General features: G+C 70.6%; 25 protein-coding genes. 14 read left to right on the plus strand and 11 right to left on the minus strand.

What is annotated here, in order from left to right; translation table 11 throughout:
- Window positions 1-28: 28 nt before the first annotated feature.
- Window positions 29-874 carry a J domain-containing protein gene (locus tag ABZ208_RS07160; RefSeq protein ID WP_356908545.1) on the plus strand — a complete coding sequence of 282 codons (846 nt, stop codon included), beginning with the start codon at window positions 29-31 and terminating at the stop codon, window positions 872-874.
- Window positions 875-940: 66 nt separating this feature from the next.
- On the plus strand, window positions 941-1,285 hold the full coding sequence (locus ABZ208_RS07165; protein ID WP_328398724.1) for a rhodanese-like domain-containing protein: 345 nt from the start codon (window positions 941-943) through the stop codon (window positions 1,283-1,285).
- Window positions 1,286-1,395: 110 nt separating this feature from the next.
- On the opposite strand, the gene ABZ208_RS07170 is transcribed toward ABZ208_RS07165, so the two are convergent.
- The 6 genes from ABZ208_RS07170 to paaA form a co-directional block, all read right to left on the minus strand.
- Window positions 1,396-2,529 carry an acyl-CoA dehydrogenase family protein gene (locus ABZ208_RS07170; RefSeq protein WP_356908546.1) on the minus strand — a complete coding sequence of 378 codons (1,134 nt, stop codon included), beginning with the start codon at window positions 2,527-2,529 and terminating at the stop codon, window positions 1,396-1,398.
- A 97-nt stretch (window positions 2,530-2,626) separates the two neighbouring features.
- The gene (paaE, locus tag ABZ208_RS07175; protein WP_356908547.1) at window positions 2,627-3,682 is read right to left on the minus strand and encodes a 1,2-phenylacetyl-CoA epoxidase subunit PaaE; all 1,056 of its coding nucleotides are present in this window, start codon (window positions 3,680-3,682) and stop codon (window positions 2,627-2,629) included.
- Window positions 3,683-4,219, minus strand: a complete 537-nt coding sequence (gene paaD, locus ABZ208_RS07180) for a 1,2-phenylacetyl-CoA epoxidase subunit PaaD (protein WP_356908548.1) — start codon at window positions 4,217-4,219, stop codon at window positions 3,683-3,685.
- Entirely contained in the window at window positions 4,213-4,956 is a 744-nt protein-coding gene (paaC, locus tag ABZ208_RS07185) for a 1,2-phenylacetyl-CoA epoxidase subunit PaaC (protein WP_356908549.1), read from the minus strand. Before paaC ends, paaD begins: the two co-directional genes overlap by 7 nt.
- Window positions 4,953-5,243, minus strand: a complete 291-nt coding sequence (gene paaB, locus ABZ208_RS07190) for a 1,2-phenylacetyl-CoA epoxidase subunit PaaB (protein ID WP_328398713.1) — start codon at window positions 5,241-5,243, stop codon at window positions 4,953-4,955. Before paaB ends, paaC begins: the two co-directional genes overlap by 4 nt.
- Window positions 5,240-6,208, minus strand: a complete 969-nt coding sequence (paaA, locus tag ABZ208_RS07195; RefSeq protein WP_356908550.1) for a 1,2-phenylacetyl-CoA epoxidase subunit PaaA — start codon at window positions 6,206-6,208, stop codon at window positions 5,240-5,242. The genes paaB and paaA overlap by 4 nt, the downstream gene beginning before the upstream one ends.
- 112 nt (window positions 6,209-6,320) lie before the next feature.
- Here paaA and ABZ208_RS07200 point away from each other — a divergent pair, with 112 nt between their 5' ends.
- The 3 genes from ABZ208_RS07200 (at window position 6,321) to ABZ208_RS07210 (ending at window position 8,967) form a co-directional block, all read left to right on the plus strand.
- Window positions 6,321-7,028, plus strand: a complete 708-nt coding sequence (locus ABZ208_RS07200; protein ID WP_356908551.1) for a DUF5819 family protein — start codon at window positions 6,321-6,323, stop codon at window positions 7,026-7,028.
- A 113-nt stretch (window positions 7,029-7,141) separates the two neighbouring features.
- Window positions 7,142-8,305 (plus strand): HTTM domain-containing protein, encoded by a 1,164-nt coding sequence (locus ABZ208_RS07205; protein WP_356908678.1) that lies wholly within the window; start codon window positions 7,142-7,144, stop codon window positions 8,303-8,305.
- 2 nt (window positions 8,306-8,307) lie between these two features.
- A complete protein-coding gene (locus ABZ208_RS07210; RefSeq protein WP_356908679.1) occupies window positions 8,308-8,967 on the plus strand; it encodes a TrmH family RNA methyltransferase in 660 nt (219 codons plus the stop codon).
- A gap of 175 nt (window positions 8,968-9,142) precedes the next feature.
- Here the strand turns inward: ABZ208_RS07210 and paaN are convergent, their stop codons facing one another.
- Window positions 9,143-10,819: a phenylacetic acid degradation protein PaaN gene (paaN, locus tag ABZ208_RS07215; RefSeq protein ID WP_356908552.1), complete on the minus strand. Its 1,677-nt coding sequence runs from the start codon at window positions 10,817-10,819 to the stop codon at window positions 9,143-9,145.
- Window positions 10,820-10,942: 123 nt separating this feature from the next.
- Between paaN and ABZ208_RS07220 the strand changes: the two genes are divergently transcribed.
- Window positions 10,943-12,460 (plus strand): 3-hydroxyacyl-CoA dehydrogenase, encoded by a 1,518-nt coding sequence (locus tag ABZ208_RS07220; protein WP_356908553.1) that lies wholly within the window; start codon window positions 10,943-10,945, stop codon window positions 12,458-12,460.
- Window positions 12,457-13,050, plus strand: coding sequence for a TetR/AcrR family transcriptional regulator (locus ABZ208_RS07225; protein ID WP_328398703.1), 594 nt, complete (start codon window positions 12,457-12,459; stop codon window positions 13,048-13,050). Before ABZ208_RS07220 ends, ABZ208_RS07225 begins: the two co-directional genes overlap by 4 nt.
- A 141-nt stretch (window positions 13,051-13,191) precedes the next feature.
- Here the strand turns inward: ABZ208_RS07225 and ABZ208_RS07230 are convergent, their stop codons facing one another.
- On the minus strand, window positions 13,192-13,737 hold the full coding sequence (locus ABZ208_RS07230; protein ID WP_356908680.1) for an Lrp/AsnC family transcriptional regulator: 546 nt from the start codon (window positions 13,735-13,737) through the stop codon (window positions 13,192-13,194).
- A gap of 240 nt (window positions 13,738-13,977) precedes the next feature.
- On the opposite strand from ABZ208_RS07230, the gene pdhA reads away from it, so the two are divergent.
- From pdhA to ABZ208_RS07265, 7 genes are all read left to right on the plus strand, one after another.
- Window positions 13,978-15,117: a pyruvate dehydrogenase (acetyl-transferring) E1 component subunit alpha gene (gene pdhA, locus ABZ208_RS07235; RefSeq protein ID WP_356908681.1), complete on the plus strand. Its 1,140-nt coding sequence runs from the start codon at window positions 13,978-13,980 to the stop codon at window positions 15,115-15,117.
- Window positions 15,114-16,118: an alpha-ketoacid dehydrogenase subunit beta gene (locus tag ABZ208_RS07240; RefSeq protein ID WP_356908554.1), complete on the plus strand. Its 1,005-nt coding sequence runs from the start codon at window positions 15,114-15,116 to the stop codon at window positions 16,116-16,118. The genes pdhA and ABZ208_RS07240 overlap by 4 nt, the downstream gene beginning before the upstream one ends.
- Window positions 16,118-17,506: a dihydrolipoamide acetyltransferase family protein gene (locus ABZ208_RS07245; RefSeq protein WP_356908555.1), complete on the plus strand. Its 1,389-nt coding sequence runs from the start codon at window positions 16,118-16,120 to the stop codon at window positions 17,504-17,506. The genes ABZ208_RS07240 and ABZ208_RS07245 overlap by 1 nt, the downstream gene beginning before the upstream one ends.
- Window positions 17,507-17,572: 66 nt before the next feature.
- Window positions 17,573-18,427 (plus strand): NTP transferase domain-containing protein, encoded by an 855-nt coding sequence (locus ABZ208_RS07250; protein ID WP_356908556.1) that lies wholly within the window; start codon window positions 17,573-17,575, stop codon window positions 18,425-18,427.
- On the plus strand, window positions 18,424-19,836 hold the full coding sequence (locus ABZ208_RS07255) for a molybdopterin molybdotransferase MoeA (RefSeq protein WP_356908557.1): 1,413 nt from the start codon (window positions 18,424-18,426) through the stop codon (window positions 19,834-19,836). The genes ABZ208_RS07250 and ABZ208_RS07255 overlap by 4 nt, the downstream gene beginning before the upstream one ends.
- On the plus strand, window positions 19,788-20,912 hold the full coding sequence (locus ABZ208_RS07260; protein WP_356908682.1) for a potassium channel family protein: 1,125 nt from the start codon (window positions 19,788-19,790) through the stop codon (window positions 20,910-20,912). The genes ABZ208_RS07255 and ABZ208_RS07260 overlap by 49 nt, the downstream gene beginning before the upstream one ends.
- A gap of 10 nt (window positions 20,913-20,922) precedes the next feature.
- A complete protein-coding gene (locus ABZ208_RS07265; RefSeq protein WP_356908558.1) occupies window positions 20,923-21,909 on the plus strand; it encodes an NAD(P)H-quinone oxidoreductase in 987 nt (328 codons plus the stop codon).
- 97 nt (window positions 21,910-22,006) lie between these two features.
- Here the strand turns inward: ABZ208_RS07265 and ABZ208_RS07270 are convergent, their stop codons facing one another.
- The 3 genes from ABZ208_RS07270 to ABZ208_RS07280 form a co-directional block, all read right to left on the minus strand.
- On the minus strand, window positions 22,007-22,549 hold the full coding sequence (locus tag ABZ208_RS07270) for a bacterial proteasome activator family protein (RefSeq protein ID WP_328398691.1): 543 nt from the start codon (window positions 22,547-22,549) through the stop codon (window positions 22,007-22,009).
- A 107-nt stretch (window positions 22,550-22,656) separates the two neighbouring features.
- The gene (locus ABZ208_RS07275) at window positions 22,657-25,518 is read right to left on the minus strand and encodes an ABC transporter permease (protein WP_356908559.1); all 2,862 of its coding nucleotides are present in this window, start codon (window positions 25,516-25,518) and stop codon (window positions 22,657-22,659) included.
- A complete protein-coding gene (locus ABZ208_RS07280; RefSeq protein WP_356908560.1) occupies window positions 25,515-26,276 on the minus strand; it encodes an ABC transporter ATP-binding protein in 762 nt (253 codons plus the stop codon). The genes ABZ208_RS07275 and ABZ208_RS07280 overlap by 4 nt, the downstream gene beginning before the upstream one ends.
- Between the last annotated feature and the right edge of the window lie 93 nt (window positions 26,277-26,369).

A 26,369-nucleotide genomic window follows, 5' to 3' on the forward strand; every position in this document is an offset into this window, starting at 1 on the left:
CGCGGCCGCACGCCCGTAGTCTGGACGGGTGACCCAGGATGCCGCCGGGGGGCCGACGACCCGGAACGACGACGAGAGCGCCGCGCAGCAGGATGCGCAGTCGCGGCCCGAGGCACGGCTGGCCGCGGCCGTGCGCGCGGCCGAGCAGGCGCTGATCGAGTTCGAGATCGCGCTGGAGACGTTCCGGGTGGAGGTGGAGAACTTCTCCCGGCTGCATCACCAGAAGCTCGGCCCGATGTACGCGCGCCTGGACGAGCTGGACGCCGAGATCGCCGAGGCGCGGGCTGCCCGCACCGGAGATCCGGAGGACCTGCGAAAGGCCCAGGAGGCGCGGGCCATGGTGCTGCCGATGCCGGGTGTCGACGAGCTGTTCCACGACTGGATGGACTCGGACGGCCTCTCCCCCGAGGCCGCCGCCATGCTCAACAGTCAGCCCGTGCGGGCGCCGAAGCGGGTGCGGCCGAGCGAGGAGGCGCGCAAGCTGTACCGCGAACTGGCCCGCAAGGCGCATCCGGATCTCGCGCCGGACGAGGCCGAGCGGACCCGGCGGGACGAGTTCATCGCCCGGGTGAACGCCGCGTACGCGCTCGGGGACGAAGGGCTGCTGAAGGAGCTGGCCGAGGAGTGGGCGGCGGGGCCGGTGGCGGCCGAGTCGCAGCTGAGCGAGAGCGAGGAGCTCTATGCGAGGCTGGAATGGCTCTCGCAGCGCAAGGAGCTGCTGACCGTGGTGGCCAAGGAGCTGGAGGAGAGCGCGATCGGCGCGATGCTGCGGATGGCGCCCGATGACCCCGACCGGCTGCTGGACGAGATCGCTGAGCAGCTGCTCGCTCAGGTGGCCGCGCGTGAGTCGGAACTGGCCGGCCTGGTGCAGTAGGTTTCCTGGGGCTCTTGGGAGTCCGGGAGATCCGTCGGGTACGACGTACGAGAGAAGGCATGACCCATGAATTTCGCCCCGCTGCCCTCGGTGGAAGCCGCGGCGGTTCCCACCGACGGCCTGGTGCTGGACGTCCGGGAGCCCGACGAGTGGGCGGCCGGGCATGTCGAGGGTGCGCTGCATGTGCCGATGAGTGACTTCGTGGCCCGCTTCGGCGAGGTGACCGAAGCGCTGGCGGACGGGCGCCGCGCCTATGTGATGTGCCGGGTCGGCGGCCGGTCCGCGCAGGTGACGCAGTACCTGGTCCAGCAGGGTCTCGACGCGGTGAACATCGACGGTGGCATGCTCGCCTGGGACGGCGCGGGCCGTCCGATGACCACCGACGACGGAAGCCCGGCTTTCGTTCTCTGACGGCTGCTGCGACCGATCCGGGACCCCGGACGTGCTCGACCGTCGTCCGAACCGGCCCGGTCGTAGCGAGGGCGTCACCTCGTGTGCACGGGCGGTCGCGCGGGCCGGCCTCAGCCGAGAGGGTGGGCGGCCAGCAGATCGCCCAGGACCTCCTCGTGGGCCGCGGCCGGGCCGAGGGCGAGCTCGAGCTGCTTGGCCCAGGCGTGATAGCGGTGCAGCGGGTAATCGGTGTCCGCGCCGAAGCCGCCGTGCAGGTGCTGTGCCGTCTGTACGACGCGGCGCACCCCCTCCGACGCCCAGATCTTCGCCACCGCGATGTCGCCCGACGGGGGCAGAGGGCCGTCCGCGCCCGTGCTGATCCGCCAGGCGGCCTGCCAGAGGGTGGCCTCCATGGCGCGCAGATCGATGTACCGGTCGGCAGCCTGGACAGCGACGGCCTGGAAGGTGGCAATCGGGTGGCCGAACTGTTCGCGCTTGCCGGTGTACTCACTCGTCATCGCGAGCACGCCCTCGCCGAGGCCGAGGGCCAGGGCGCACGTTCCGGTGGCGAGCAGGCCGCGCAGCCAGTCCCAGGCTCCGTCGGCATCGATCAGGTCCTGGCTGCCGATGCGTACGCCGTCGAGGCTGACCTCGGCGAAGCGCTCGCCGTTCGTGGAGACCTGGTCGTCGAGTGTGACGCCCTCGTGGATCCTCGGCACCAAGGCCAGTACCGTGCGGCTCTCGCCGGTGCGGGCGGGGACGGCGACACGGTCCGCGCACTGCGCCCACGGCACGCCTGTCTGCACCCCGTCGAGCACCCAGCCATCTTCGTCCGGGCGGGCGGTGACAGCCCGTTCGGCAGGGTCATGGCCGGTGCGGCCGTTGGCCCCGACCGTGAACACCAGCTCGCCGCGTCCAGCGCCGGGCAGCAGCAGCGCGCCCAGCTCAGGGCTGCCGTAGCGCTCGACGGTCATGGCGACGGCGCTGCTCTCCAGCAGCGGCACCCGGGCCAGCACCTTGGCCGACTCGCGCAGGACCAGGCAGAGCGCTATGGGGTCAAGACCGGCTCCGCCGTACTGCGGCGACAGGACCAGACTCAGCAGATCGGCAGTGGCGAGCTTCGCCCACAGCGGCCGGTCGAACTCCTCGGCCACCGCTCCCGGGCTGAGCGCCGGGCTCGGCACCCCGTCGGGCGCGACCCCCGAGAAGACCGCTCTCGCCGCCTCGACGGCCGCCTGCTGCTCCTCGGTGAAGGTGAAGTCCACAGTCCAGTCCTCCCCACGACGCCCCGCGCCATCTGACGGACCGTCAAGATAGAACAGGTTCTAGGGGAAGGGAATGGGCGCGGCCGACGGGGCGGCGTCAGCGGTCGAAGTCCAACTCCACCTCGGATGTGGCCGGATGGGACTGACAGGCCAGTACGTAGCCCGCCTCGGTCTCCTCCGGCTCCAACGCGAAGTTACGGTCCATCCGCACCTCGCCCTTGACCAGGAAGGCCCGGCAGGTGCCGCACACACCGCCCTTGCAGGCGTACGGCGCATCGGCGCGGCTGCGCAGCACCGTCTCCAGCAGCGACTCGCCTTCCTGGACGGGCCACTTGCCCGACCGGCCGTCGAGCGTCGCGGTCAGCGAGGCGTGAGCCGGCGCGGCCACGCCGGCACGCGCGGGCACCGAACCGTCGTCGACATGGAAGATCTCCTGGTGGATGCGGTTCCGCTCGACACCGAGCCCGCGCAGCGCCCGCTCGGCGCCCTGGACCAGACCGAACGGCCCGCACAGGAACCAGCCGTCCACGTCCGCCACCGGGAGCAGCGCGGGCAGCAAGCCGTTCAGCCGCTCCTGGTCCAGCCGCCCGGACGGCAGGCCCGACTGCTGCTCCTCCCGGGACAGCACGGTGACCAGCTGAAAACGGTCCGGGAAGCGGTCCTTGAGGTCGGCGACCTCGTCCAGGAACATCGTCGAGGCGGCCGTGCGGTCGCTCCGTATCAGACAGAATCGGGACTCCGGCTCCTGTGCCAGCAGCGTGGAGGCCATCGAGAGCACCGGGGTGATCCCGCTGCCGCCGACGACCGCCACGAAACGTCCGGGGCGCGGGGGCAGCAGGAAACGGCCCATCGGAGCCATGACCTCGACGGTGTCACCGACAGCGAGCTCCTTGAGCGCGTACGTCGAGAACTCGCCGCCGTCGACCAGGCGGATGCCGACCTGCAGTACGGGGGTGGCTCCTGCGGGGGCGGCGGGGGAGCAGATCGAGTACGTACGGCGGATCTCCTCGCCGTTCACGGTCCTGCGCAGCGCCAGGTGCTGGCCGGGGGTGTGGCGGAAGGTCTCGCGCAGCTCGGCGGGCACGTCGAACGTGACGGCCACGGAGTCGTCGGTGAGCGTTTCGACCGCGCTGACCCGGAGCGGATGGAACATCTACAACTCCTTGAAGTGGTCGAAGGGTTCACGGCAGGAGACACAGCGGCGCAGCGCCTTGCAGGCCGTGGAGGAGAACCTGCTCAGCAGCTCGGTGTCGGTCGAGCCGCAGTGCGGGCAGCGCACGGAAAGCGTGAGCGGCACCGGCCCGTCGGCCGCGTGCGGCCGGGGCGGGGCTATGCCGAACTCCGTGAGCTTGCGACGTCCTTCCACCGTGATGTCGTCCGTCGACCAGGCCGGGGAGAGCACCTTCACCACTGAGACGTCGGGCACCCCGTGCTCGTGCAGCACCTGCTCGATGTCCGAGGTCATCGCCTCTATCGCCGGACAGCCTGTGTACGTGGGGGTCAGCTCGACCTCGACCCGGCCGGGCCCGAGCACATGCACCCCGCGGAGCACACCGAGCTCCTCCAGGGTCAGCACCGGAAGCTCCGGGTCGGGGACAGAGCCCGCCAGCCTGCGCAGCTCCGCCTCGAGCGCCGTCTCGGCCACGCCGGAGGTGGCGGTGCCGGCGGCGGCCGTCGTTCCTGTCACCATGACGCCCCCGGGTGGCTGCGGTGCAGATGCTGCATCTCGGCGAGCATCCGCCCGAACGACTCGGTGTGCAGACCCTGGCGGCCTGCACCTGCCGACCATGCGCCGCTGCGCGCGCCGGCCGGCACGGTCAGCGTCGCGCGCTCCAGCGCGGCCGTCACGATCTCCAGCCAGCTGACGTGGAGGGCCTGCCAGTCGACATCCAGGCCCGCCACCGGCTGGAACATCTCGCCGGTGAACCGCCACAGGGCGTCACACGCGCGCTGCATCCGCTCGTGGCTCTCCGCGGTGCCGTCCCCCAGGCGCGCGACCCAGTGCTCGGCGTGGTCCTGGTGGTAGGCCACCTCCTTGACCGCCTTGGCGGCAAGGCCCGCGAACGGGCCGTCCCCGGCTGCCAGCTGCCCGTACAGCAGGCGCTGGTAGACGGAGAAGTAGAACTGGCGCGCAATGGTGTGTGCGAAGTCGCCGTTCGGCTGCTCGACCAGCTGAAGGTTGCGGAAGGCCCGCTCCTCGCGCAGATACGCCAGCTCGTCCTCGTCGCCGACGAGGGAGAGCAGGACCCGGGCCTGTCCCAGCAGGTCCAGGGCGATGTTGGCGAGCGCGACCTCTTCCTCCAGGGCGGGGGCATGGCCGGCCCACTCCCCCAGCCGGTGCGAGAGCACCAGGGCGTCGTCGCCGAGCGCGAGCGCTGCGGCGTCCACCGGCGTGGGAGGCACGGTCTGGTCGACGGGCGCGGTCACAGGTGCTTCACCCCTTCCGGGATGTCGTAGAAGGTCGGGTGGCGGTAGGGCTTGTCGGCGGCCGGCTCGAAGAAGGGGTCCTTCTCGTCCGGTGAGGACGCGGTCACCGCCGATGAGGGGACGACCCAGATCGAGACGCCTTCGCTCCGCCGCGTGTAGAGGTCACGGGCATTGCGCAGGGCCATCTCCGCGTCCGGGGCGTGCAGGCTGCCCGCGTGGGTGTGGGAGAGACCGCGGCGCGAGCGCACGAAGACCTCCCACAGCGGCCATTCGGTCGAGCTGCTCATGCCGTCGCCTCCCCGGGCTTCGTGTGCTGTGCTGCGTGGTGCTTCTCGGCGTAGGCCGCGGCTGCGTCGCGGACCCAGGCGCCTTCCTCGTGTGCCTGGCGGCGCTGGGTGATCCGCTGCTCGTTGCACGGGCCGTTGCCCTTGAGGACTTCCTGGAACTCGGCCCAGTCGATGGCGCCGAAGTCGTGCTGCCCGCGCTCCTCGTTCCACCGGAGGTCGGGGTCGGGGAGAGTGAGTCCGAGGGCCTCGGCCTGCGGGACGCAGATGTCCACGAAGCGCTGGCGCAGCTCGTCGTTCGAATGCCGCTTGATCTTCCAGGCCATGGACTGCGCGGAGTGCGCCGACGCGTCATCCGGGGGGCCGAACATCATCAGCGAGGGCCACCACCAGCGGTCGACCGCGTCCTGTGCCATCGCGTGCTGCTCGGGTGTCCCCTGCGACAGGGTGAGCAGCAGCTCGTACCCCTGGCGCTGGTGGAAGGACTCCTCCTTGCAGATCCGCACCATCGCGCGGGCGTACGGCCCGTACGAGCAGCGGCACAGCGGCACCTGGTTGGTGATCGCGGCTCCGTCCACGAGCCAGCCGATGGCGCCGACGTCGGCCCAGGTCAGCGTGGGGTAGTTGAAGATCGACGAGTACTTCTGGCGCCCGGTGTGGAGCTTGTCGAGCAGTTCGTCACGGCTCGTGCCCAGGGTCTCGGCGGCGCTGTAGAGATACAGGCCGTGACCGGCCTCGTCCTGCACCTTGGCCATCAGGATCGCCTTGCGGCGCAGCGACGGCGCGCGCGTGATCCAGTTCGCCTCGGGCTGCATGCCGATGATCTCGGAGTGCGCGTGCTGAGCCATCTGGCGTACCAGCGAGGCGCGGTACGCGTCCGGCATCCAGTCGCGCGGCTCGATGCGTTCGTCGGCGGCCACGGCCGCGTCGAACGCCGCCTTATAGGTCTCCGCTGTCACTGCCGTCATCCCGGCTCCTACCGACCGATCGTTCGGTTCATTGGCTTCAATGGTGAGTCGACGGCCCGTAGGGTGTCAACCCTGTGGATAACCGCAGTGAGCTGACCGGGATCGGGGCGGGATGGATTCCTACGAGGACGAGCACGTCGCAGGCGAGCCGGCCCGTGCCGTCGGCATGGCCGGTCTGTCGCTCCCGTACCAGGTCGCCGCTGGTGTCTGCCTCGCGCTCGTCGCCGTGGTCGGCTGCGTCCACCTCGCGATGGTCTTTCTGCATGTGGCCCCCTCCAACGTCGTGACCAAGCAGCACGGAGAGGCGGTGGACGGCTGGGTATACCCCGAGTTCGAGCAGAACTGGAAGCTTTTCGCCCCCAACCCGCTCCAGCAGAACATCGCCGTGCAGGTCCGGGCCGAGTACACGGGCTCCGACGGCGGGCGCCGCACCAGCGGCTGGATCGACCTCTCGGCGGAGGACGGCGAGGCAATCCGGGGCAGTCTCCTCCCCAGCCACGTCCATCAGAATCAGCTTCGCCGCGGCTGGGACTTCTTCCTTTCCTCGCACGACGGCGAGAACCGCCCCGACGGCCTGCGCGGCCGGCTCTCCGAGAGCTACATGCGCCGCATCGTGATGCAGCGCCTGGACGCCGGCGACCTTGGCGGCCCGGTCGCCCGCATCCAGCTCAGATCGGCGACGACCCCGGTCGAGGCCCCGGCCTTCAGCGACGAGAAGATCGACACCCGGTCCGCCTACCGGCAGCTTCCCTGGTGGACGATCACCGCCGCGGATCTGCCCAAGGGCGCGGACAACGGCCGAACGGAGGCGGACCGGTGAGCACTCCCGCCGACGGCACGACGACGGATCAAGGCACGACGACGGATCAGGGCACGACGACGGATCAGGGCACGACGACGGACCGCGGATCGGGTCGGACGGAGACCCACAAGATCGCCCGCGCCGTCCAGCGCATCACCTCCACGGCCCTCGGCCCGCACCAGAGTGCCATTGTGCGGATCGGCTTCGGGGTGACGTGGCTGCTGTTCCTGCTGCGCGAGCTGCCGCACCGGCATCAGCTCTACGGGCCCGAGGCGCCGTGGAGCCATGCCATGGCCGAGCAGCTGATCGCGGGCAACGACGCCTTCACCGTGCTCCTGTGGTCGGACGGCCGGCTCTGGTTCGAGTTCGTCTACGGCATATCCGTGCTGTCGAGCATGCTGCTGATGCTCGGCTGGCACACCCGCGCCGTCTCCGCGGTCTTCATGGTCTGCGTGCTGTCGCTCCAGAACCGCTCGATCTTCGTGGGTGACGGCGGTGACAATGTCGTCCACCTCATGGCGATCTATCTGGTGCTCACGCGGTGTGCACAGGTGTGGTCCCTGGACGCCCGGCGGATCGAACGCTCGGGCGGACGGAGCGCGGCGGGGCGGATGGGCCCGGTCCTGTGGACCGTCCTCGGTGTGCTGCTCTTCATCGGCACCGTCGTGGGCCGGGTCGGCGGTGAGTGGTGGCTCTTCGCCCTGTTCTGGACGCTGTGGATCGTCCAGGGTGTGTGGTGGGTGGTGACGCGTCACGCGGCGGACAGTGAGCCGCGCGTCTTCCTCGACGTCCTGGCCAATCTCATCCACAACGCGGGCCTTGTCCTGATCATGGCCGAGGTCTGTCTGATCTACGCGACCGCCGGCTGGTACAAGATTCAGGGCTCGCGCTGGCAGGACGGCACCGCGCTCTACTACCCGCTCAAGCTCGACTACTTCACTCCCTGGCCCGCCCTCTCCGACCTGCTCGTGGCCAGCGGCGTGCTGGTGACACTGCTCACCTACGGCACGGTCCTCGCGCAGGTCGCGTTCCCCTTCACGCTCTTCAACCGGCGCGTCAAGAACGTCCTGCTGGTCGGCATGATGCTCGAGCATGCGGCCATCGCGGTCCTGCTCGGGCTGCCGTTCTTCTCGCTCGCCATGATTGCTGCGGACGCGGTCTTCCTTCCCACCGCTTTCCTGCTGTGGCTCGGCGGACGGGTGTCGCGCGGACGGGCCGGGGTCCTCGCGCGTGTGGACATCCCACGGCAGCTCCGGCGGGGGAGCGACGACCGGCACCGTACGCTCGTCGGGTGAGCATGACCGAGGAACCCGTCCAGTACGACGAGGGCTATGGCCCCGAGATCGGCGTCGGGCCGCACCCGCTGCCCTGGCCGCAGGACCGGCGGTACGACCCCGAGCTGCTGGCCGACGGCGACCGCCGCAATGTCGTCGACCAGTACCGGTACTGGACGCGCGAGGCCATCGTCGCCGACCTGGACACGCGGCGGCACGGCTTCCACGTGGCCGTGGAGAACTGGGGTCACGACTTCAACATCGGGTCGGTGGTGCGCACCGCCAACGCGTTCCTTGCCAATGAGATCCACATCGTGGGTCGTCGGCGCTGGAACCGGCGCGGCGCCATGGTCACCGACCGCTATCAGCACGTGCGCCATCACCCCGACACGGAGTCGCTGACGCAGTGGGCCGCCGCCGAGGATCTGCCGATCATCGGGATCGACAACCTGCCCGGGGCCGTGCCCCTGGAGCGCACCGAGCTTCCCCGGCGCTGTGTGCTGCTGTTCGGCCAGGAGGGGCCTGGGCTGACCGAGGAGGCACGTAAGCACGCGGCGATGGTCTGCTCGATCGCCCAGTTCGGGTCGACACGATCGATCAACGCCGGTGCGGCCGCGGCGATCGCGATGCACGCCTGGGTGCAGCGGCATGCGGACGTACCGCCCCCGTCGCAGCCGAGCTGAGCCGCGCGCAGGGAGCACGGCGCTGGGGCACGTGGCAGGGACCACGGCGCAGGCCTCCACGGCGCAGGCGGGGCCACGGTGAGGGCTGGGTGGAGGGGGCCCTAGGAAACCCGGTGCTGCGGCTCCGGTCCCCAGGGACGCCCCCCCCCGGGGACCGGCAGATGCGCTGACGCCGTCAGGCCTGGCGCCGGACCTCCACCACACGGAAGCGGTTGGAGACGAAGGCGCCGTCGCACAGCGCCGCGTTCGCCGCCGGGTTTCCACCCGAGCCATGGAAGTCGGAGAACGCCGCCGTCTGGTTGACGTACACCCCGCCCGTCAGGTTCAGCGAGAGCTGCGCCGACTCCTCCAGACAGACATCCTCGACCGCGCGCTCGGTCTCCGCCGACGTCGTGTAGGCACCGACGGTCATCGCGCCCTTGTCGCGGACCGTACGCCGCAGCAGATCCAGGGCGTCCGCCGTGGAGTCCACGGCGACCACGAACGACACCGGGCCGAAGCACTCCGACAGATACGCCACCTCGGCGTCCGGCGACTCCCAGAGCTTGCGGGCGCCGTCGAGCTTGACGATGACCGGGGTCCGCACGGTCGCGCCCGGGAACTCCGGGTTCACGACCTCACGCGATGCGAGGGCCACCTCGCCGAGGTCGGTCGCCGCATCGAGGCGGGCCTTCACATCGGGGTTGACCAGCGCGCCGAGCAGCCCGTTCGCCCGGGCGTCGTCGCCGAGCAGGCCGCCCACCGCGGCCGCGAGGTCGGCCGCCACCTCGTCGTACGTCTTGGGTCCGGCGTCCGTGGTGATGCCGTCCCTGGGGATCAGCACGTTCTGCGGGGTGGTGCACATCTGGCCGCTGTACAGGGACAGCGAGAAGGCCAGGTTGGAGAGCATCCCCTTGTAGTTGTCGGTGGAGTCCACGACCACCGTGTTGACGCCGGCCTTCTCCGTGTAGACCAATGCCTGGCGGGCGTTGGCCTCCAGCCAGTCACCGAACTCGGTCGAGCCGGTGTAGTCGATGATCTTGATCTCGGGGCGGACGGCGAGGGTCTTCGCGATCCCCTCACCGGGCTCCTCGACGGCGAGAGCGACCAGATTCGGGTCGAAGCCGGCCTCGGCGAGCACCTCGCGCGCCACGCGCACCGTGAGGGCCAGCGGCAGCACCGCGCGCGGATGCGGCTTGACCAGGACGGGGTTGCCGGTGGCCAGAGAGGCGAACAGGCCGGGGTAGCCGTTCCACGTCGGGAAGGTGTTGCAGCCGATCACCAGGGCGATGCCGCGGCCCGCCGTGGTGAAGGTCTTGCGCAGCTCGAGAGGGTCGCGCTTGCCCTGCGGCTTGGACCAGTCGGCCGCCGCGGGGGTACGGATCTGCTCCGCGTACGCATAGGCCACGGCCTCCAGGCCGCGGTCCTGGGCGTGCGGGCCGCCGGCCTGGAACGCCATCATGAAGGCCTGCCCGCTGGTGTGCATCACCGCGTGCGCGAACTCATGGGTGCGGGCGCTGATCCTGGCCAGGATCTCCAGGCAGACCAGGGCCCGGGTCTCCGGTCCCGCCTCGCGCCAGGCGCCCATCCCCGCGCGCATCGCGGGCAGCAGGACGTCGAGATCGGGGTGGGGGTACTCGATACCCAACTCCGGGCCGTACGGCGAGACCTCGCCGCCGGTCCAGCCGTCCGTGCCCGGCTGGTCCAGGTCGAAGCGGGTGCCGCGCAGGGCTTCGAAGGCCGCTAGGCCGTCGGCCGGGGCACTCTCGCCGTACGCCTTGGGGTGCTCCGGGTGGGGGGACCAGTAGGCGCGCGTGCGGATCGCTTCGAGGGCCTGGTCGAGCGTGGGCCGGTGGGTCTCGGTCAGCTGCATGACGGACCAACTCCTCGTCGAGCTGGGCAGGGAAGGAATGACAGAGTTAGAGTAACCGAACGATCGGTCGGTACAAGGGGGCCTGTCGAACCTGTGGAAAACTCATCGGGGAGGATCGCCTCCATGACCGCCATCGATAAGAGTCGTACCGTCGCCGTGGTCGGCACGGGGACCATGGGGCAGGGCATCGCCCAGGTCGCCCTCGTCGCAGGCCATCCCGTACGTCTCTACGACGCCGCGCCCGGACGGGCCGCGGAGGCGGCCGACGCCGTCGGTGCCCGCCTGGACCGGCTGGTCGACAAGGGCCGACTGGCCGCCGCCGAACGCGACGCGGCCCGAGCTCGGCTGATTCCCGCCGCCGAACTCACCGAGCTCGCCGACGCTGCCCTTGTGATCGAGGCGATCCTCGAGCAGCTTCCGGTCAAGCAGGAGCTCTTCGGCGCGCTGGAGAAGATCGTCGCCGACGACTGCCTGCTCGCGACCAACACCTCCTCGCTCTCCGTCACCGCCATCGGCGGCGCCCTGCGAGTGCCCGGGCGTTTCGTCGGACTGCACTTCTTCAACCCGGCACCGCTGCTGCCCCTGGTCGAGGTCGTCAGCGGCTTCGCCACAGAGGAGAGCGCCGCCACGCGTGCCTACGAGACCGCGAAGGCATGGGGCAAGACCCCGGTGCGATGCACCGACACCCCCGGCTTCATCGTCAACCGGATCGCCCGGCCCTTCTACGCGGAGGCCTTCGCCGTGTACGAGGAGCGGGTCGCGGACCCCGCCACCATCGACGCGGTGCTGCGCGAGAGCGGCGGCTTCCGGATGGGCCCGTTCGAGCTCACCGACCTGATCGGCCAGGACGTCAACGAGGCGGTCACCCGTTCCGTGTGGGAGTCGTTCTTCCAGAGCTCGAAGTTCACGCCCTCGCTCGCCCAGCGCCGGCTCGTGGAGTCGGGTCGTCACGGCCGGAAGTCGGGCCACGGCTGGTTCTCGTACGCGGAGGGGGCCGAGCGCCCCCGGCCGCACACCGAACCGCCCGCTCCGGCCCCGCGCAGCGTGATCGTCCACGGCGACCTCGGGCCCGCCGAACCCCTGGCCGGGATGATCGAACAGGCGGGGATTCAGGTCCGCCACAAGCCCGAGGGGGCCTGCATAGCCCTGCCCGGGGGGGCGCAGCTGCGGCTCGTGGACGGAGAAGCCGCCTTCGAGTACGAGAACGGCATCGTCTACTTCGATCTCGCCCTGGACTACGAAAAGGCGACCAGGATCGCGCTGACCGCCTCGCAGGACACCTTGAGGACCATGCCGGGCGCCGTCGAGGAGGCCGTCGGTCTCTTCCAGGCGCTCGGCAAGGACGTCTCCCTCATCGGCGACGTACCGGGCATGATCGTCGCCCGTACGGTCGCGATGCTGGCGGATGTCGCGGTGGACGCGGTCGAGCGCGGTGTCGCCTCTGCCGAGGACATCGACACCGCGATGCGGCTCGGCGTGAACTACCCCGCAGGGCCCCTGGAGTGGGCCGAGAAGCTGGGCTTCGACTGGATCTGCGACGTGCTCGGCTCCCTTCACGACCGCTATCCCACCGGGCGGTACGCGCCGTGCCCCGGCTCCACACGCCGCGCCTTCTCCTCGATCGAGGAGGAGAGCGGATGACCACCGCAAGACGGGACACCTACACGCCGGAGACGCTGCTCACCGTCGCCGTGGGTGTCTTCAACGAACGCGGGTACGACGGCACGTCGATGGAGCATCTCTCCAAGGCGGCCGGTATCTCCAAGTCCTCCATCTACCACCACGTGGCGGGCAAGGAGGAACTGCTGCGCCGCGCCGTGAGCCGGGCCCTCGACGCGCTGTTCGCGATCCTCGAGGAGCCGGGCGCCGTGCAGGGCCGGGCCATCGAGCGCGTCGAGTACGTCACCCGGCGCACGGTCGAGGTGCTGATGGCCGAGCTGCCGTACGTGACGCTGCTGCTGCGCGTGCGGGGCAACACGAAGACGGAGCGGTGGGCGTTGGAGCGCCGCCGCGAGTTCGACCAGCGGGTCTCCGACCTGCTGAAGGCGGCGGCGGCTGACGGTGATCTGCGGGCCGATGTGGACATCCGGCTGGCGACGCGTCTGCTGTTCGGCATGGTGAACTCGCTCGTCGAGTGGTACCGCCCGCATCCGGGCGGCAGCCACGACGGGGACCAGGTGGCCGACACGGTCGTCCGGCTTGCCTTCGACGGACTGCGTACGGACACCTGAGCGGGAGCCGGTACCGATTGCTGGGCCGGGACCGCCACGGCCTGCTGGGCCGCAGCGGGTACGGACTGCCGGGGGTGCCGGCCGGCCTACGTGTCCGCACACCGGCAGGCACTCCTTGACCACCGGCGGCTCACCCGCGAACTACGGCAGTGGCTCGTCCTCCGGGGCGAGTCGGGTCCCCGTCCCCGTGCCCGGCACAGGGCCGGGCACCGGGTCGAGATCGGTCTCCTCGAAGACCAGCAGTGTGCGGGTCGACAGCACTTCCGGAATTGCCTGGAGCCTGGTCAGGACCAGTTCGCGCAGGGTGCGGTTGTCCGGGGTGTGCACCAGCAGCAGGACGTCGAAATCCCCGCTGACCAGTGCGATGTGCGCGGCGCCCGGCAGTGCCTGCAACTGCTCGCGCACCGTCCGCCAGGAGTTCTGCACGATCTTGAGCGTGATGTAGGCGGATGCGCCCTGCCCGGCGCGCTCGTGGTCGACGCGCGCGCTGAAGCCGCGGATCACGCCGTCGTCGATCAGACGGTTGATACGGGCATACGCATTCGCGCGGGAGACATGCACCCGCTCGGCCACGGATCGGATCGAGGCGCGGCCGTCCACCTGGAGCATGCGCAGGATGTCCCGGTCGATCGCATCGAGCGCGCGGGCCGGCGGCGTGTGCTCCGCGCGGTCCCCGTTCTCGGCCATTTGTTCAGCTGCCACGTCCCCCCGCCTTCCTCGCATGGACGACCTGTCTCCATCTGAAGCTGTGGAGAACCGTTTGTCCACAGGCTGCCCGCGCCTGTAGCCAAAATGCGTCCACGACCGAACAATCGGTAGGTGAGGCGGGCCGTACGCGTGCCGCCTCGCCCTCGCATGCGTTGTCCGCATTCGTATTGCTTTCGTCGTCGCTCCCACGAGGAGGTGCTCGCGTTGAGAAAGAGCAGCATGACGGTCCAGGAGCTGCCCGGTGCCGCTGCCGCCTACCGGCCCACCCCGCCTCCGGCGTGGCAGCCCCGCACCGATCCTGCCCCCCTGCTCCCCGACCCGGAGCCGTATCGCGTGCTCGGCACGGAGGCAGCTGCCGGGGCCGACCCCGAGCTGCTCCTGCGCCTGTACGCGGAGCTGGTCCGCGGCCGTCGGTACAACGCCCAGGCGACCGCCCTGACCAAGCAGGGCAGGCTCGCCGTCTACCCGTCGACCACCGGGCAGGAGGCCTGCGAGGTCGCCGCCGCGCTGGCGCTTCAGGAGCAGGACTGGCTCTTCCCCAGCTACCGCGACACCCTCGCGGCCGTGGCACGCGGACTCGACCCCGTGCAGGCCCTCACCCTGCTGCGCGGCGACTGGCACACCGGCTACGACCCGCACGAGCACCGCATCGCGCCCCTGTGCACCCCGCTGGCGACCCAGCTGCCCCACGCCGTCGGTCTGGCGCACGCCGCCCGTCTCAAGGGCGACGACGTCGTGGCGCTGGCCATGGTCGGCGACGGCGGCACCAGCGAGGGCGACTTCCACGAGGCGCTGAACTTCGCCGCCGTCTGGAAGGCCCCTGTCGTCTTCCTCGTCCAGAACAACGGCTTCGCGATCTCCGTACCGCTCGCCAAGCAGACCGCAGCGCCCTCCCTGGCCCACAAGGCCGTCGGGTACGGCATGCCGGGCCGGCTCGTCGACGGCAACGACGTGGCCGCCGTGCACGAAGTGCTGAGCGACGCCATGGCCCGCGCCAGGCGGGGCGGCGGCCCGACCCTGATCGAGGCCATCACGTACCGCATCGAGGCCCACACGAACGCCGACGACGCGACCCGCTACCGCGGTGACAGCGAGGTCGAGACCTGGCGGCAGCACGATCCGATCCAGCTCCTGGAGCGGGAGCTGACGGAGCGGGGACTGCTGGACGACGACGCCAAGCAGGCCGCGGCCGACGCGGCCGAGACCATGGCCGCCGCTCTGCGCGAGCGGATGAACGCCGATCCGGCGCTGGACCCGATGGACCTGTTCGCGCATGTCTACGCCGAGCAGACGACCCAGCTCCGTGAGCAGGCGGCGCTGCTGCGGGCCGAGCTGGACGCAGAGGGAGAAGCACGATGACCACGGCCGCGGTGAAGCCCGCGACGATGGCCCAGGCCCTGCAGCGTGCGATGCGCGATGCGATGGCAGAGGATCCGACCGTCCATGTCATGGGCGAGGACGTCGGCACTCTGGGCGGCGTCTTCCGGGTCACGGACGGGCTCGCCAAGGAGTTCGGCGACGACCGGTGCACGGACACTCCGCTCGCCGAGGCCGGCATCCTCGGCACGGCCGTCGGCATGGCGATGTACGGGCTGCGGCCGGTCGTCGAGATGCAGTTCGACGCCTTCGCCTATCCGGCGTTCGAGCAGCTGATCAGCCATGTCGCCCGGATGCGCAACCGCACCCGGGGCGGCACGCCCATGCCGATCACCGTGCGTGTGCCGTACGGCGGCGGGATCGGCGGCGTGGAGCACCACAGCGACTCCTCCGAGGCCTACTACATGGCGACTCCGGGGCTCCATGTCGTCATGCCCGCGACCGTGGACGACGCGTACGGGCTGCTGCGGGCCGCGATCGCCTCGGACGACCCTGTGGTCTTCCTGGAGCCGAAGCGGCTGTACTGGTCCAAGGCGCAGTGGTCACCCGAGGCACCGACCGCGGTCGAGCCCATCGGCAAGGCCGTGGTGCGCCGCTCCGGCCGCAGCGCCACGCTGATCACCTACGGGCCGTCCGTCCCCGTCTGCATGGAGGCCGCCGAGGCGGCCGCGGCCGAGGGCTGGGACCTGGAGGTGGTCGATCTGCGCTCGCTCGTTCCCTTCGACGACGAGACGGTCTGTGCATCCGTGCGGCGCACGGGCCGGGCGGTCGTCGTCCATGAGTCGAACGGCTTCGGCGGCCCCGGCGGAGAGATCGCCGCGCGGGTCACCGAGCGCTGTTTCCACCACCTGGAGGCGCCGGTGCTGCGTGTCGCCGGGTTCGACATCCCCTATCCGCCGCCGATGCTGGAGCGGCATCATCTGCCGGGCGTGGACCGTGTGCTCGACGCGGTGGCACGGCTGCAGTGGGAGGCGGAAAGCTGATGGCGCAGGTGCTCGAGTTCAAGCTGCCGGACCTCGGCGAAGGGCTGACCGAGGCGGAGATCGTCCGCTGGCTGGTGGCCGTGGGCGATGTCGTGGCGATCGACCAGCCGGTCGTCGAGGTGGAGACCGCCAAGGCCATGGTGGAGGTGCCGTGCCCGTACGGCGGTGTGGTCACCGCGCGCTTCGGCGAGGAGGGTACGGAGCTGCCCGTCGGCGCCCCCCTGATCACCGTGGCGGTGGGGGCCATGGAGCCGTCCGGAGCGCCCGCCGCCACGGACGCCTCGGCCACGCGCTCCTCCACGACCGGTGACGCGACGGCTGACGCGACGGAGTCGTCCGGAAACGTGCTGGTCGGCTACGGAACGGGAGCGCCCGCGGCCCGTCGGCGCCGTATCCGCCCGGCCGCGCCTGCGACTGCCGTCTCGGCGCCCGCCCCCGCGCCGCTGGCTGTGCCTGCGGCCGCACCGGTGCAGGCACCGGTTCTCGCACCGGGCCACGGCGCGGAGGGCGGACCGGTGGCCGTCATCTCGCCACTGGTGCGCAAGCTCGCCCGCGAGAACGGCCTCGACCTGCGCCGGCTGACCGGTTCGGGACCTGATGGTCTGATCCTGCGCGCCGATGTCGAGCAGGCCGTGCGCGCCACAGCGGCCCCGGTGACGCCGCAGGCCACCCCGGCCGCCGCCGCGGCCGGCGGTGCCCAGGGTGAGCGCGTCCCGCTGCGCGGTGTACGCGGCGCGGTGGCCGACAAACTCTCCCGCAGCCGGCGGGAGATCCCCGACGCCACCTGCTGGGTCGACGCGGACGCGACCGAGCTGATGGCGGCGCGGGCGGCGATGAACGCCTCGGGCGGGCCGAAGATCTCGCTGCTCGCCCTGCTCGCCCGGATCTGTACCGCCGCGCTCGCCCGGTACCCGGAGCTCAACTCCACGGTGGACCTGGACGCACGCGAGATCGTGCGGCTGTCCGAGGTGCATCTCGGGTTCGCGGCACAGACCGAGCGCGGTCTGGTCGTTCCGGTCGTGAAGGATGCGCACAGCCGCTCGGCGGAGTCGCTCACCGCCGAATTCGCCCGGCTGACAGAGGCGGCCCGGCAGGGTTCGCTGACCCCGGCGGAGCTGACCGGCGGGACGTTCACGCTGAACAACTACGGAGTGTTCGGCGTCGACGGCTCCACGCCGATCATCAACCACCCGGAGGCCGCGATGCTCGGCGTCGGCCGGATCATGCCGAAGCCGTGGGTGCACCAAGGCGAACTGGCCGTACGCCAGGTCGTCCAGCTCTCGCTCACCTTCGACCACCGGGTCTGCGACGGCGGCACGGCGGGCGGGTTCCTGCGGTATGTCGCCGATTGCGTGGAGCATCCCTCGGTGCTGCTGCGCACCCTGTAGGCGACCGGCCGACCAGAGATCGATACGGGGGTCCCCACCCATACGATCGCGGCCCATACTTCAGGGATGACCGCGATTACCGCCTACGACGCCATCGTGCTCGCCGGAGGCGCCGCCGAGCGGCTGGGCGGGGCCGACAAACCGGCGCTGCGCGTGGGCGGACGGGCCCTGCTCGACCGGGTGCTCGGGGTGTGCCGTGGCGCCCGGCGCACCGTCGTCGTCGGCGGTCGCCGGGCCACCGCGCACCCTGTCGTATGGGCGCGCGAGGAGCCGCCCGGCGGCGGGCCGCTGGCCGGGCTCGATGCGGGAGTGCGCGCGGCCGGGACCCCGATCGTGCTGGTGCTCTCGGCCGATCTGCCGTTCCTGGGGGAGCGGACCGTGCGCGAGCTCGTCGGGACTCTGGAGGCCGCGGACGCCGGCCGGGACGCGGTCCTGCTGACCGATCCCGACGGTCGCGACCAGCCTCTGGTCGCCGCGTACCGCACGGAGTCGCTACGGCGTGAACTGGCGCTTCTCGCGACCGAGCACGGCAGCCTCTCGGGCCTGCCGCTGCGTCTGCTGACCCACGAACTCGATGTCGCCCGGATCGAGACCGACCCGCTCGCCTCCTTCGACTGCGACACCTGGGAGGACATCTCCGCAGCCCGGGCCCGTATCAGAGAGCATGGGAACGTGCTGGACGAATGGATCACCGCAGTCAAGGACGAACTCGGCATCGAGCTGGACGTCGACACCGGACTTCTTCTCGATCTCGCCCGCGACGCCGCGCACGGCGTCGCGCGCCCCGCCGCGCCGCTCACCACCTTCCTGGTGGGCTATGCGGCGGCCAAGGCCGACGGCGGACCCGAGGCGGTCGCCGAGGCCGCCCGCAAGGCCGCCGCGCTCGCCCATCGCTGGGCCGAGGAGGCCGAAGCCGGATGACCGGTCTGGAGGGTAAGGCGGGCAACACGGCCGGCGCCGAAGCGAACGGGGCGGACGGGACCGACCTGGACGGCGTGGAGGAGGCTCTCGCGCTGGTCGGCTCGCGGACCGGGCGGTCCGCGGCCTCAAGTGGACCCCCACATCCCGGAGCGGCCGGGGACACAGCACCGGCCACCCGCCGGCACCGCGCCACCCCCTGGCCCGAGGCCCGGGCGCTGGCCGCGCGTATCGGGCGCACCGCACCACGCCGTACCCGGCGCGTGGAGCTCGGCGATGCGCTCGGTCAGGTCCTCGCCGAACCGCTCACCGCCCTCTGTGATCTGCCGTCCTTCGACACCTCCGCCATGGACGGCTGGGCGGTCGCGGGCCCCGGCCCATGGACGATCGAGGGCGCCGGCTCGATCCTCGCCGGCCATGGCGAGAACGAGCCGTTGCCCGACGGTACGGCCGTACGGATCGCCACCGGCGCCAGGATCCCGCCCGAGACCACCGCCGTGATCCGCAGTGAGCACGCCCGCGTGGACAGCGCCAAGCATCACCTGTATGGCGAGCGCGAGGTGATCCCGGGTCAGGACATCCGTCACAGGGGTCAGGAGTGCCGCCGCGGTGACCAACTCCTCCCCACCGCCTCCCTGGTGACGCCGGCGGTTCTCGGGATGGCCGCGGCAGCCGGATACGACGAGCTGCTCACCGTCGCCCGGCCACGCGTGGAAGTCCTGGTGCTCGGCGATGAATTGCTCACCACCGGACTCCCCCACGACGGACTGATCCGTGACGCGCTCGGCCCCATGATCGCTCCCTGGCTGCGCGCGCTGGGGGCCGAGGTCATCGCCACCCGCCGCATCGGGGACGATGCCGACGCTCTGCATGCGGCCGTGACGGGGTCCGATGCCGATCTGCTGGTGACCACGGGCGGCACGGCCGCCGGACCGGTCGACCATGTGCATCCGGTGCTGCGGAAGGCGGGCGCCGAGCTGCTGGTGGACCAGGTTGCCGTACGCCCCGGGCATCCGATGCTGCTGGCACAGCTGACCTCCGGAAAGCACCTGGTAGGACTGCCCGGTAATCCCCTTGCCGCCGTCTCGGGGCTGCTCACGCTCGTCGAGCCGCTGCTTCGGGGGCTGGCGGGCGGGCACGACCCGGCGCCGTACCGGGCGCCCGTACGCGACGAGGTGCACGGTCACCCGCATGACACCCGTCTTGTGCCGTTCGTGTACCGCGACGACCGGCTGGTCCCGCTGCACTACAACGGGCCGGCCATGCTGCGCGGGATCGCGGCCGCCGACGGACTCGCCGTCGTCCCTCCCGGCGGTGCACGGACCGGTGACGAGCTGATGGTTCTGGATCTGCCCTGGGCGACCTGGACCCCCTGGATGCCCTCGAACGCTCATGGCGGGTGTTTCACGTGAAACTTCCCGGTCAGGACGCCATGGCCAGAAAGGCCGACGAACACCTGGTCACCAGCCCGGTGAAGCTGCCCCGCCGGGTGGTCGAGCGTCCCTTGCGGCAGGTCAGCAAGCGGCTGCTGATGGCCCTCGGCGTGTTGGCGATCACCGTGTTTCTCGTCTACATCGACCGGGACGGGTACCACGACAACGCGGACGGAAGCGTCGACTTCCTCGACGCCGTCTACTACGCGACCGTCACGCTGTCCACGACGGGATACGGCGACGTCGTGCCCCACAGTGACACGGCCCGAATCGTCAACGTGCTGCTGATCACCCCGCTGCGGGTGCTCTTTCTGATCATTCTGGTCGGCACCACTCTCGAGGTCCTCACGGAGCGCACCCGAGAGGAATGGCGGCTGAACCGCTGGAGGTCCAACTTGCGCGAGCACACCGTCATCATCGGCTTCGGCACCAAGGGTCGATCGGCGATGCAGACACTCTGTGCCACCGGGCTGAGAAAGGATCAGATCGTCGTCGTCGACCCGAGCTCCAAGGTGATCGACTCCGCCAACGCCGAGGGCCTCGTGGGTGTCGTCGGTGATGCGACCCGCAGCGATGTGCTCATGCGTGCCGAATTGCAGAAAGCACGGCAGATCATCATCGCCCCCCAGCGCGATGACACCGCGGTACTGGTCGCCTTGACCGCGCGTCAGCTCAACCGTGGCGCGAAAATCGTCGCCGCGGTCCGCGAGGAGGAGAACGCGCCGTTGCTGCGCCAGTCCGGCGCCGATGCGGTGATCACCAGCTCTGGTGCGGCCGGACGGCTGCTGGGCCTGTCCGTCCTCAGCCCCAGTGCCGGCACGGTGATGGAGGACCTGATCCAGCAGGGCAGCGGCCTCGACCTCATCGAACGACCGGTGATAAAGGCCGAGGTGGGACGCAGCGTCCGGGAGACCGACGATCTCGTGGTGAGCGTGCTCCGTGGCCATCGCCTGCTCGGTTACGACGACCCGGCGGCCAGCCCACTACAGCTCACGGACCGTCTCATCACCATTGTCCGGGCACGGAACGATCTCTCGTCCGGCGGCGCGGAGTAGCCTCGCCGCCATGCATGCGATCACGCTTCCCGAATTCGGTGGCCCCGATGCCCTTGTCTGGGCCGAGGTGCCCGATCCCGTACCCGGCGCGGGTGAAGTCCTCGTCGACGTCGTGGCCAGCGCCGTCAACCGCGCCGACGTGCTGCAACGGCAGGGCTTCTACGAGCCGCCGCCCGGTGCCTCTCCGTATCCCGGGCTCGAGTGCTCGGGCCGGATCGCGGCGCTGGGGCCGGGTGTTTCGGGGTGGTCCGTCGGCGATGAGGTGTGCGCTCTGCTGGCGGGCGGTGGCTACGCCCAGAAAGTCGCCGTACCCGTCGGGCAGTTGCTGCCTGTACCGGACGGTATGGATCTGACCACGGCCGCCGCGCTGCCCGAGGTGACCTCGACGGTGTGGTCGAACGTCTTCATGATCGCCCACCTCCGACCGGGTGAGACCGTGCTGGTGCACGGCGGCGCGAGCGGTATCGGCACCATGGCGATCCAGCTGGCCAAGGCCGTCGGCGCGCGGGTCGCCGTGACCGCGGGTGGCCCCGGCAAGCTGGATCGCTGCGCGGAGCTCGGCGCGGACATCCTGATCGACTACCGCGAGCAGGACTTCGTCGAGGAGATCCGCAAGGCCACGGACGGGGCGGGCGCGGACGTCATCCTCGACATCGTCGGAGCGAAGTATCTGGACCGGAACGTGCAGGCGCTCGCCATCAGCGGCCGCCTCGCTGTGATCGGCCTCCAGGGCGGTATCAAGGGGCAGTTGAATCTCGCGAACCTGCTGACCAAGCGAGCGGCCATCACGGCGACATCGCTGAGGGCGCGCCCGCTCGGTGAGAAGGCGGCGATCGTCGCGGCCGTGCGCGAGCATGTCTGGCCCCTGATCGCTGCGGGCCGGGTCCGCGCGGTCGTGGACCGCGCTGTGCCGATGCAGGACGCGGCAGAGGCCCACCGGGCGCTGGAGTCAGGTACACACGTCGGCAAGATCCTGCTCATCGCGCCCGGAGCCTGAGCTCAACCGGACGACACAGAACAGCCGCACACCACAGAGGTACGAGGGACCGGCCCACCCCGCGATGGGCCGGGCCCTCGCCGTCTCTGCAGTGCGCCTACAGATACGGGCCGGAACGGATCGCTCCGTGCTGCCCGCCGTCCTCATCGTCGTGCGGCGCACCGGGCGGGAGCGCACGGCGCATCTGTTCCAACTGTGCGCGGGCGGCCATCTGCTGGGCGAACAGCGCCGTCTGGATCCCGTGGAACAAGCCCTCCAGCCAGCCCACCAACTGTGCCTGCGCAATGCGCAGTTCCGCCTCGGACGGAATTGCCTCGTCGGTGAAGGGGAGGGAGAGACGCTCGAGTTCCTCGACAAGCTCAGGGGCGAGGCCGTCCTCCAGCTCCTTCACCGAGCTGTGGTGGATCTCCTTGAGCCGGACCCGGCTCGCCTCGTCCAGAGGTGCTGCCCTTACTTCCTCCAGCAGCTGCTTGATCATGCTGCCGATGCGCATGACCTTCGCAGGCTGTTCGACCATTTCCGTCACCGGGACCTCGCGCGACTCGTCGTCACCGTCACCGCCGCTGAGCGCCATCCCGTCCTGTCCAACGATGAGGACGTGGGGGCTCTCCTGCGACCGTTCATTCCTCGGCATCTCCATGCCGCCATTCTCTCGCACATGTACATCACCACACGGTGTGCCCCCGGAGGAGAGTGATCCACCCTCCCCCAGGGGCACAAATCAGCCGGAATGCTCGGCGGGGCCGGTCAGGTCGCCTCGCGGCGGGCCAGAGCGCCTCGGGAGCGCGTGACCAGCGCCGCCAGCAGCGCGGCACCCAAAGGCACGGCGACCAGCAGTGCGGCCAGCGTCGCCCAGGGCACGATGATCGGCACATAAGGCGCCTCGCCCATCCCGCCCCAGCCCTCGTCCATCGCCCTCTGGTACCAGGACATCTCCTGGCGCTGTTCGGTCAGCCGCAGCCCGATCGCCGGCAGCACGCCGGCCGCCGACCCGAGCACCACGCCCATGGCGGCCACCACGCCGCACTGGAACCCGCTCAGAGTCCTGCGGACCCTGGGCGGCGCTCCGACCGCCGCGAGCGTCTTCAGATCCGCCTCGGCGTCGGCCTGGGCGAGCCCGGTGGCGATACCGGCCGCACCGATGGTGACGAGTCCCGCGAAGACGGTCAGCGCCAGCAGGATGATGCTGTTCTCGCTGGTGTAGCCCTCCTCGATGTGGAGAGAGACGGAGGAGCCGACCTTGTCGAGCTCGCCGTCCAGCTTCTGGCGCTGCTCACTTGTCGGCATCTTCGAGGTGGAGAAGTACGCACCGATCGGAACCGTCGTGAAGCCCGACGCCTTGGCCGTGGCGGCCGGCATGATCATTTCCACGCCGTACGAGTTCGGTGACCCTGCGACCTGGTGCGCGGCCAGGCGCTTTACCTCGCCCGGCGCCTCCTTGCCCTTTTCGGCGGCCCTGTCGGCCGCCTCGATGTCCGTGACCACACGGATGCCGATCTTGCCCGCACCGTCGACGTTGCGCTTGTCGAACGAGAGGACCTGCCCGTCGGCCAGCGCCTTCGCGGCGGCCGGGTCCTCGATTCCGAGCACGGTGAGCAGCTTCGCGTCGCCGATCACCACACCACCGTCGGTGATGGAGCCGACCTGGCTCTCCTGGCACCGCCAGTCCTCGGCGAGTTTGCGGCGCTCGGCCTTCGTGAACTTCTCCGCCGGGTCCGCGTCCGGGTTCGCCGGGTCCACCGCCCACAGGGGACATTCGTTCGCCTTGGGTACGACGACCTCGTAGCGGCCACAGCCCTCGCTCGGGTCGTAGATCGCGCAGCTGGTCTTCCCGACAGTGATGCGGTCCACGTCCGCGCGCACATCCACGGGCAGCAGCTTCTGCACGGTGCCGCGTACCGAGGGAGCGTCCCGTCCCCCGGCCTCCTCGACCATCACCGATACCGCCCCGTGCGGCAGTGAGGCCCGGTAGTCGGCCGCCCCCTGGGCGTCTCGGCTCGCTGCATAGGTGGCCACGGCCACCGTGCCGGCGACGGCGGCCAGCACCGCGGCCACGGCAGGAGCCGTACGCCCCCGGTTGCGCACGGCGTCGCGCAGGGCGAGCCGCGGGGAGAGCGGCAGGATGCGGCCGGCCCGGCCGAACAGGCCCACCAACGCGGGTGTCAGGGCGACGATGCCCAGCTCGGCGATGGCACTGCCGCCTGCGACGATGGCGAACTGCTCGGTCATCGTCGAACCGTAGAGCGCGATCCCCGCCCCCAGGAGCACGGCGATCAGACCGATCACGGGCAGCACCCTGCTGCTTCTGCGGACACCGCGGCGCCCGGTGAGCGATGCCAGCACCGTCTGCCGGGACGAGGTGACGGCCGGCACGATCGCCGCGAGAAGGCCGGTGAGCACTGCGAGCAGCGCGATGCCGAGCAGTTCGAGGGGCCGCACGTCGAAGCTGCCGAAACGCCGGCCCATGTAGTCCTCGAGCAGCGGCCGCAACGCGAAGGTGAGGATGAGGCCGAGGATCGTGCCGACCACCGCCGCCGCGACGCCGATCACCAGACCGCCGGCAAGGACGATGGCGCGAATATGGCGGCGGTCACCGCCGTTGGCGCCGACGAGACCGAGCTGACGGCGCGAGCGCCGGGCGCCGACCGCGAACGCCGGACCGGCCAGCAGACAGATCTCCAGCATCGCGAGGCCGACAACAGTCGCAACCGCGGCAAGCGCGGCTGCCTTCGCCGCGGTGCTGTCCTCGAACGAGCCCCAGCCCTCTTCCTGGTACAGGGGAACGTCCGAGTCGGCGGGCGGATTCAGCGCCACCGCACGCGAGCTGACCGTCACGCCCTTGGCGTTGATGTCCTTGACCATGTTCCACGTGAAACCGCCGGAAACGGTCGCCAGATACGTCGTGCTCGGGTCCACGCCGGGCAGTCCGTCGGCCTTCAGCGCCTTGTCGAGCGGAGCGATCAGTGCGCCGGGCAGGGCGTTGACCTGGTCCGTCTTCAGCGAGTCGGGGAGTTCGTACGAGCCGACGATCTTGTATGCGCCGTCGAAGCCGCGGGCGGTGACGGTGGAGCCCACCTTCAGGCCACTGCTCTCGAGGAAGTGCGTGGTGGCGGCGACCTCGTCGGACTTCTGCGGGAAGCGGCCGCTCTTGAGGGCCAGGATGCCCTGGGCGATCGGATCCGAGGCCTTCAGCTCGCGGATCTCGGTCTGCAGCAGTCCGTGTGTCGTACGCAGCCTGGCCTGGCCTGTGGAGTCCGTCAGGGACTTGGATCCCGCCGGCAACGTCTTGGTGACGTCGGTGGAACCCTCGGGATAGGGCTTGTTGTCGAAGTCGCCGACCGGCGTGTAGCTCTGGCCGTCGGGTGTCTGATGGACGGGAGCGCCGCCCATGTCGGGGTCGGACAGCCGGGCGTCTGCGGCGCCCAGCTCCCGCTCCAGGCGCTGTTCGGTGGAGAGTTCGGCGCTGCGCACCGTCAGGTCCGCAGCACTCACACCGAGGATGGGCAGGGCGATCATCGCCAGGACGAGAAAGCTGCGTCCCTTGGAGCGCCAGGCGTCGCGGCGCGCGATCCGGATCGCGGCGCGCCAGGAGTGGTACCAGGTCGTCACAGCTCGGCCGCCTGGCTGGTGAGCAGCGAGTCGGCCTGGCTGCGGACGGTCTGGTCGACGACGGCTCCGTCGCGCAGGAAGACCACGCGGTCGGCCCATGCCGCGAAGCGGGGCTCGTGGGTGACGAGGATGCCGGCTGCTCCGGCGTCACAACGGGCGCGCAGCAGAGCGAGGACGGACTCGCCGGTCTCGGAGTCCAGCGCGCCGGTCGGCTCGTCCGCGAGGACCAGGCGGCGGTCGCCGACGAGCGCGCGGGCGATGGCGACCCGCTGCTGCTGACCGCCCGACATCTCGTCGGGGAAGCGGTCGGCGAGGTGGCCGAGCTCCATCTCCTCGAGTGCGGCAACGGCCTCGCCTCGGGCCTTGCGGGCGGAGATGCCGTCGAGTTCACGGGGAAGGGCGACATTCTCGGCGGCCGTGAGGGCCGGGATGAGGTTGTAGTCCTGGAAGACATAGCCGATGCTGCGGCGGCGCAGGGCGGCCAGCGTCTTACGGTCGGCGGTCGTGATGTCGGTGTTCTCGACGATCACCCGCCCCGACGTGGGGGTGTCCAGACCGCCGGCGATGGTGAGCAGCGTCGACTTGCCCGAGCCGGAGGGGCCCATGACAGCGACGAGTTCACCGGGGAAGACATCGAGGTTGACCCCGCGCAGGGCATGGACCTCGGTGGCGCCGCTGCCGTGCACACGGGCCAGTTCCTGGAGTTGCAACACGGGTTGCCGTGACTGCTGTGGCTGCTGTGACTGTCGATCGGACATGAGCGGGTCCCCCTTGGGCGGATGCGTACATGCGAGCGGAGCGGTTGTACGGACAGGTGTGGTCGGCCGTTCGGCCGGTTCGGCTCGATGAGC

The organism is Streptomyces sp. NPDC006208, assembly GCF_040613775.1.
In the GTDB taxonomy this organism is placed as follows: Bacteria; Actinomycetota; Actinomycetes; order Streptomycetales; family Streptomycetaceae; genus Streptomyces.

What these genes read in the sequence shown, in the direction of transcription:
- ABZ208_RS07165 (WP_328398724.1), top strand. Translation starts at nt 941, where the DNA reads ATGAATTTCGCCCCGCTGCCCTCGGTGGAAGCCGCGGCGGTTCCCACC.
- paaE (WP_356908547.1), bottom strand. Translation starts at nt 3,682, where the DNA reads ATGTTCCATCCGCTCCGGGTCAGCGCGGTCGAAACGCTCACCGACGAC.
- paaD (WP_356908548.1), bottom strand. Translation starts at nt 4,219, where the DNA reads ATGGTGACAGGAACGACGGCCGCCGCCGGCACCGCCACCTCCGGCGTG.
- paaB (WP_328398713.1), bottom strand. Translation starts at nt 5,243, where the DNA reads ATGAGCAGCTCGACCGAATGGCCGCTGTGGGAGGTCTTCGTGCGCTCG.
- paaA (WP_356908550.1), bottom strand. Translation starts at nt 6,208, where the DNA reads ATGACGGCAGTGACAGCGGAGACCTATAAGGCGGCGTTCGACGCGGCC.
- ABZ208_RS07200 (WP_356908551.1), top strand. Translation starts at nt 6,321, where the DNA reads ATGGATTCCTACGAGGACGAGCACGTCGCAGGCGAGCCGGCCCGTGCC.
- ABZ208_RS07210 (WP_356908679.1), top strand. Translation starts at nt 8,308, where the DNA reads ATGACCGAGGAACCCGTCCAGTACGACGAGGGCTATGGCCCCGAGATC.
- paaN (WP_356908552.1), bottom strand. Translation starts at nt 10,819, where the DNA reads ATGCAGCTGACCGAGACCCACCGGCCCACGCTCGACCAGGCCCTCGAA.
- ABZ208_RS07220 (WP_356908553.1), top strand. Translation starts at nt 10,943, where the DNA reads ATGACCGCCATCGATAAGAGTCGTACCGTCGCCGTGGTCGGCACGGGG.
- ABZ208_RS07225 (WP_328398703.1), top strand. Translation starts at nt 12,457, where the DNA reads ATGACCACCGCAAGACGGGACACCTACACGCCGGAGACGCTGCTCACC.
- ABZ208_RS07230 (WP_356908680.1), bottom strand. Translation starts at nt 13,737, where the DNA reads ATGGCCGAGAACGGGGACCGCGCGGAGCACACGCCGCCGGCCCGCGCG.
- pdhA (WP_356908681.1), top strand. Translation starts at nt 13,978, where the DNA reads ATGACGGTCCAGGAGCTGCCCGGTGCCGCTGCCGCCTACCGGCCCACC.
- ABZ208_RS07240 (WP_356908554.1), top strand. Translation starts at nt 15,114, where the DNA reads ATGACCACGGCCGCGGTGAAGCCCGCGACGATGGCCCAGGCCCTGCAG.
- ABZ208_RS07245 (WP_356908555.1), top strand. Translation starts at nt 16,118, where the DNA reads ATGGCGCAGGTGCTCGAGTTCAAGCTGCCGGACCTCGGCGAAGGGCTG.
- ABZ208_RS07250 (WP_356908556.1), top strand. Translation starts at nt 17,573, where the DNA reads ATGACCGCGATTACCGCCTACGACGCCATCGTGCTCGCCGGAGGCGCC.
- ABZ208_RS07255 (WP_356908557.1), top strand. Translation starts at nt 18,424, where the DNA reads ATGACCGGTCTGGAGGGTAAGGCGGGCAACACGGCCGGCGCCGAAGCG.
- ABZ208_RS07265 (WP_356908558.1), top strand. Translation starts at nt 20,923, where the DNA reads ATGCATGCGATCACGCTTCCCGAATTCGGTGGCCCCGATGCCCTTGTC.
- ABZ208_RS07270 (WP_328398691.1), bottom strand. Translation starts at nt 22,549, where the DNA reads ATGGAGATGCCGAGGAATGAACGGTCGCAGGAGAGCCCCCACGTCCTC.
- ABZ208_RS07280 (WP_356908560.1), bottom strand. Translation starts at nt 26,276, where the DNA reads ATGTCCGATCGACAGTCACAGCAGCCACAGCAGTCACGGCAACCCGTG.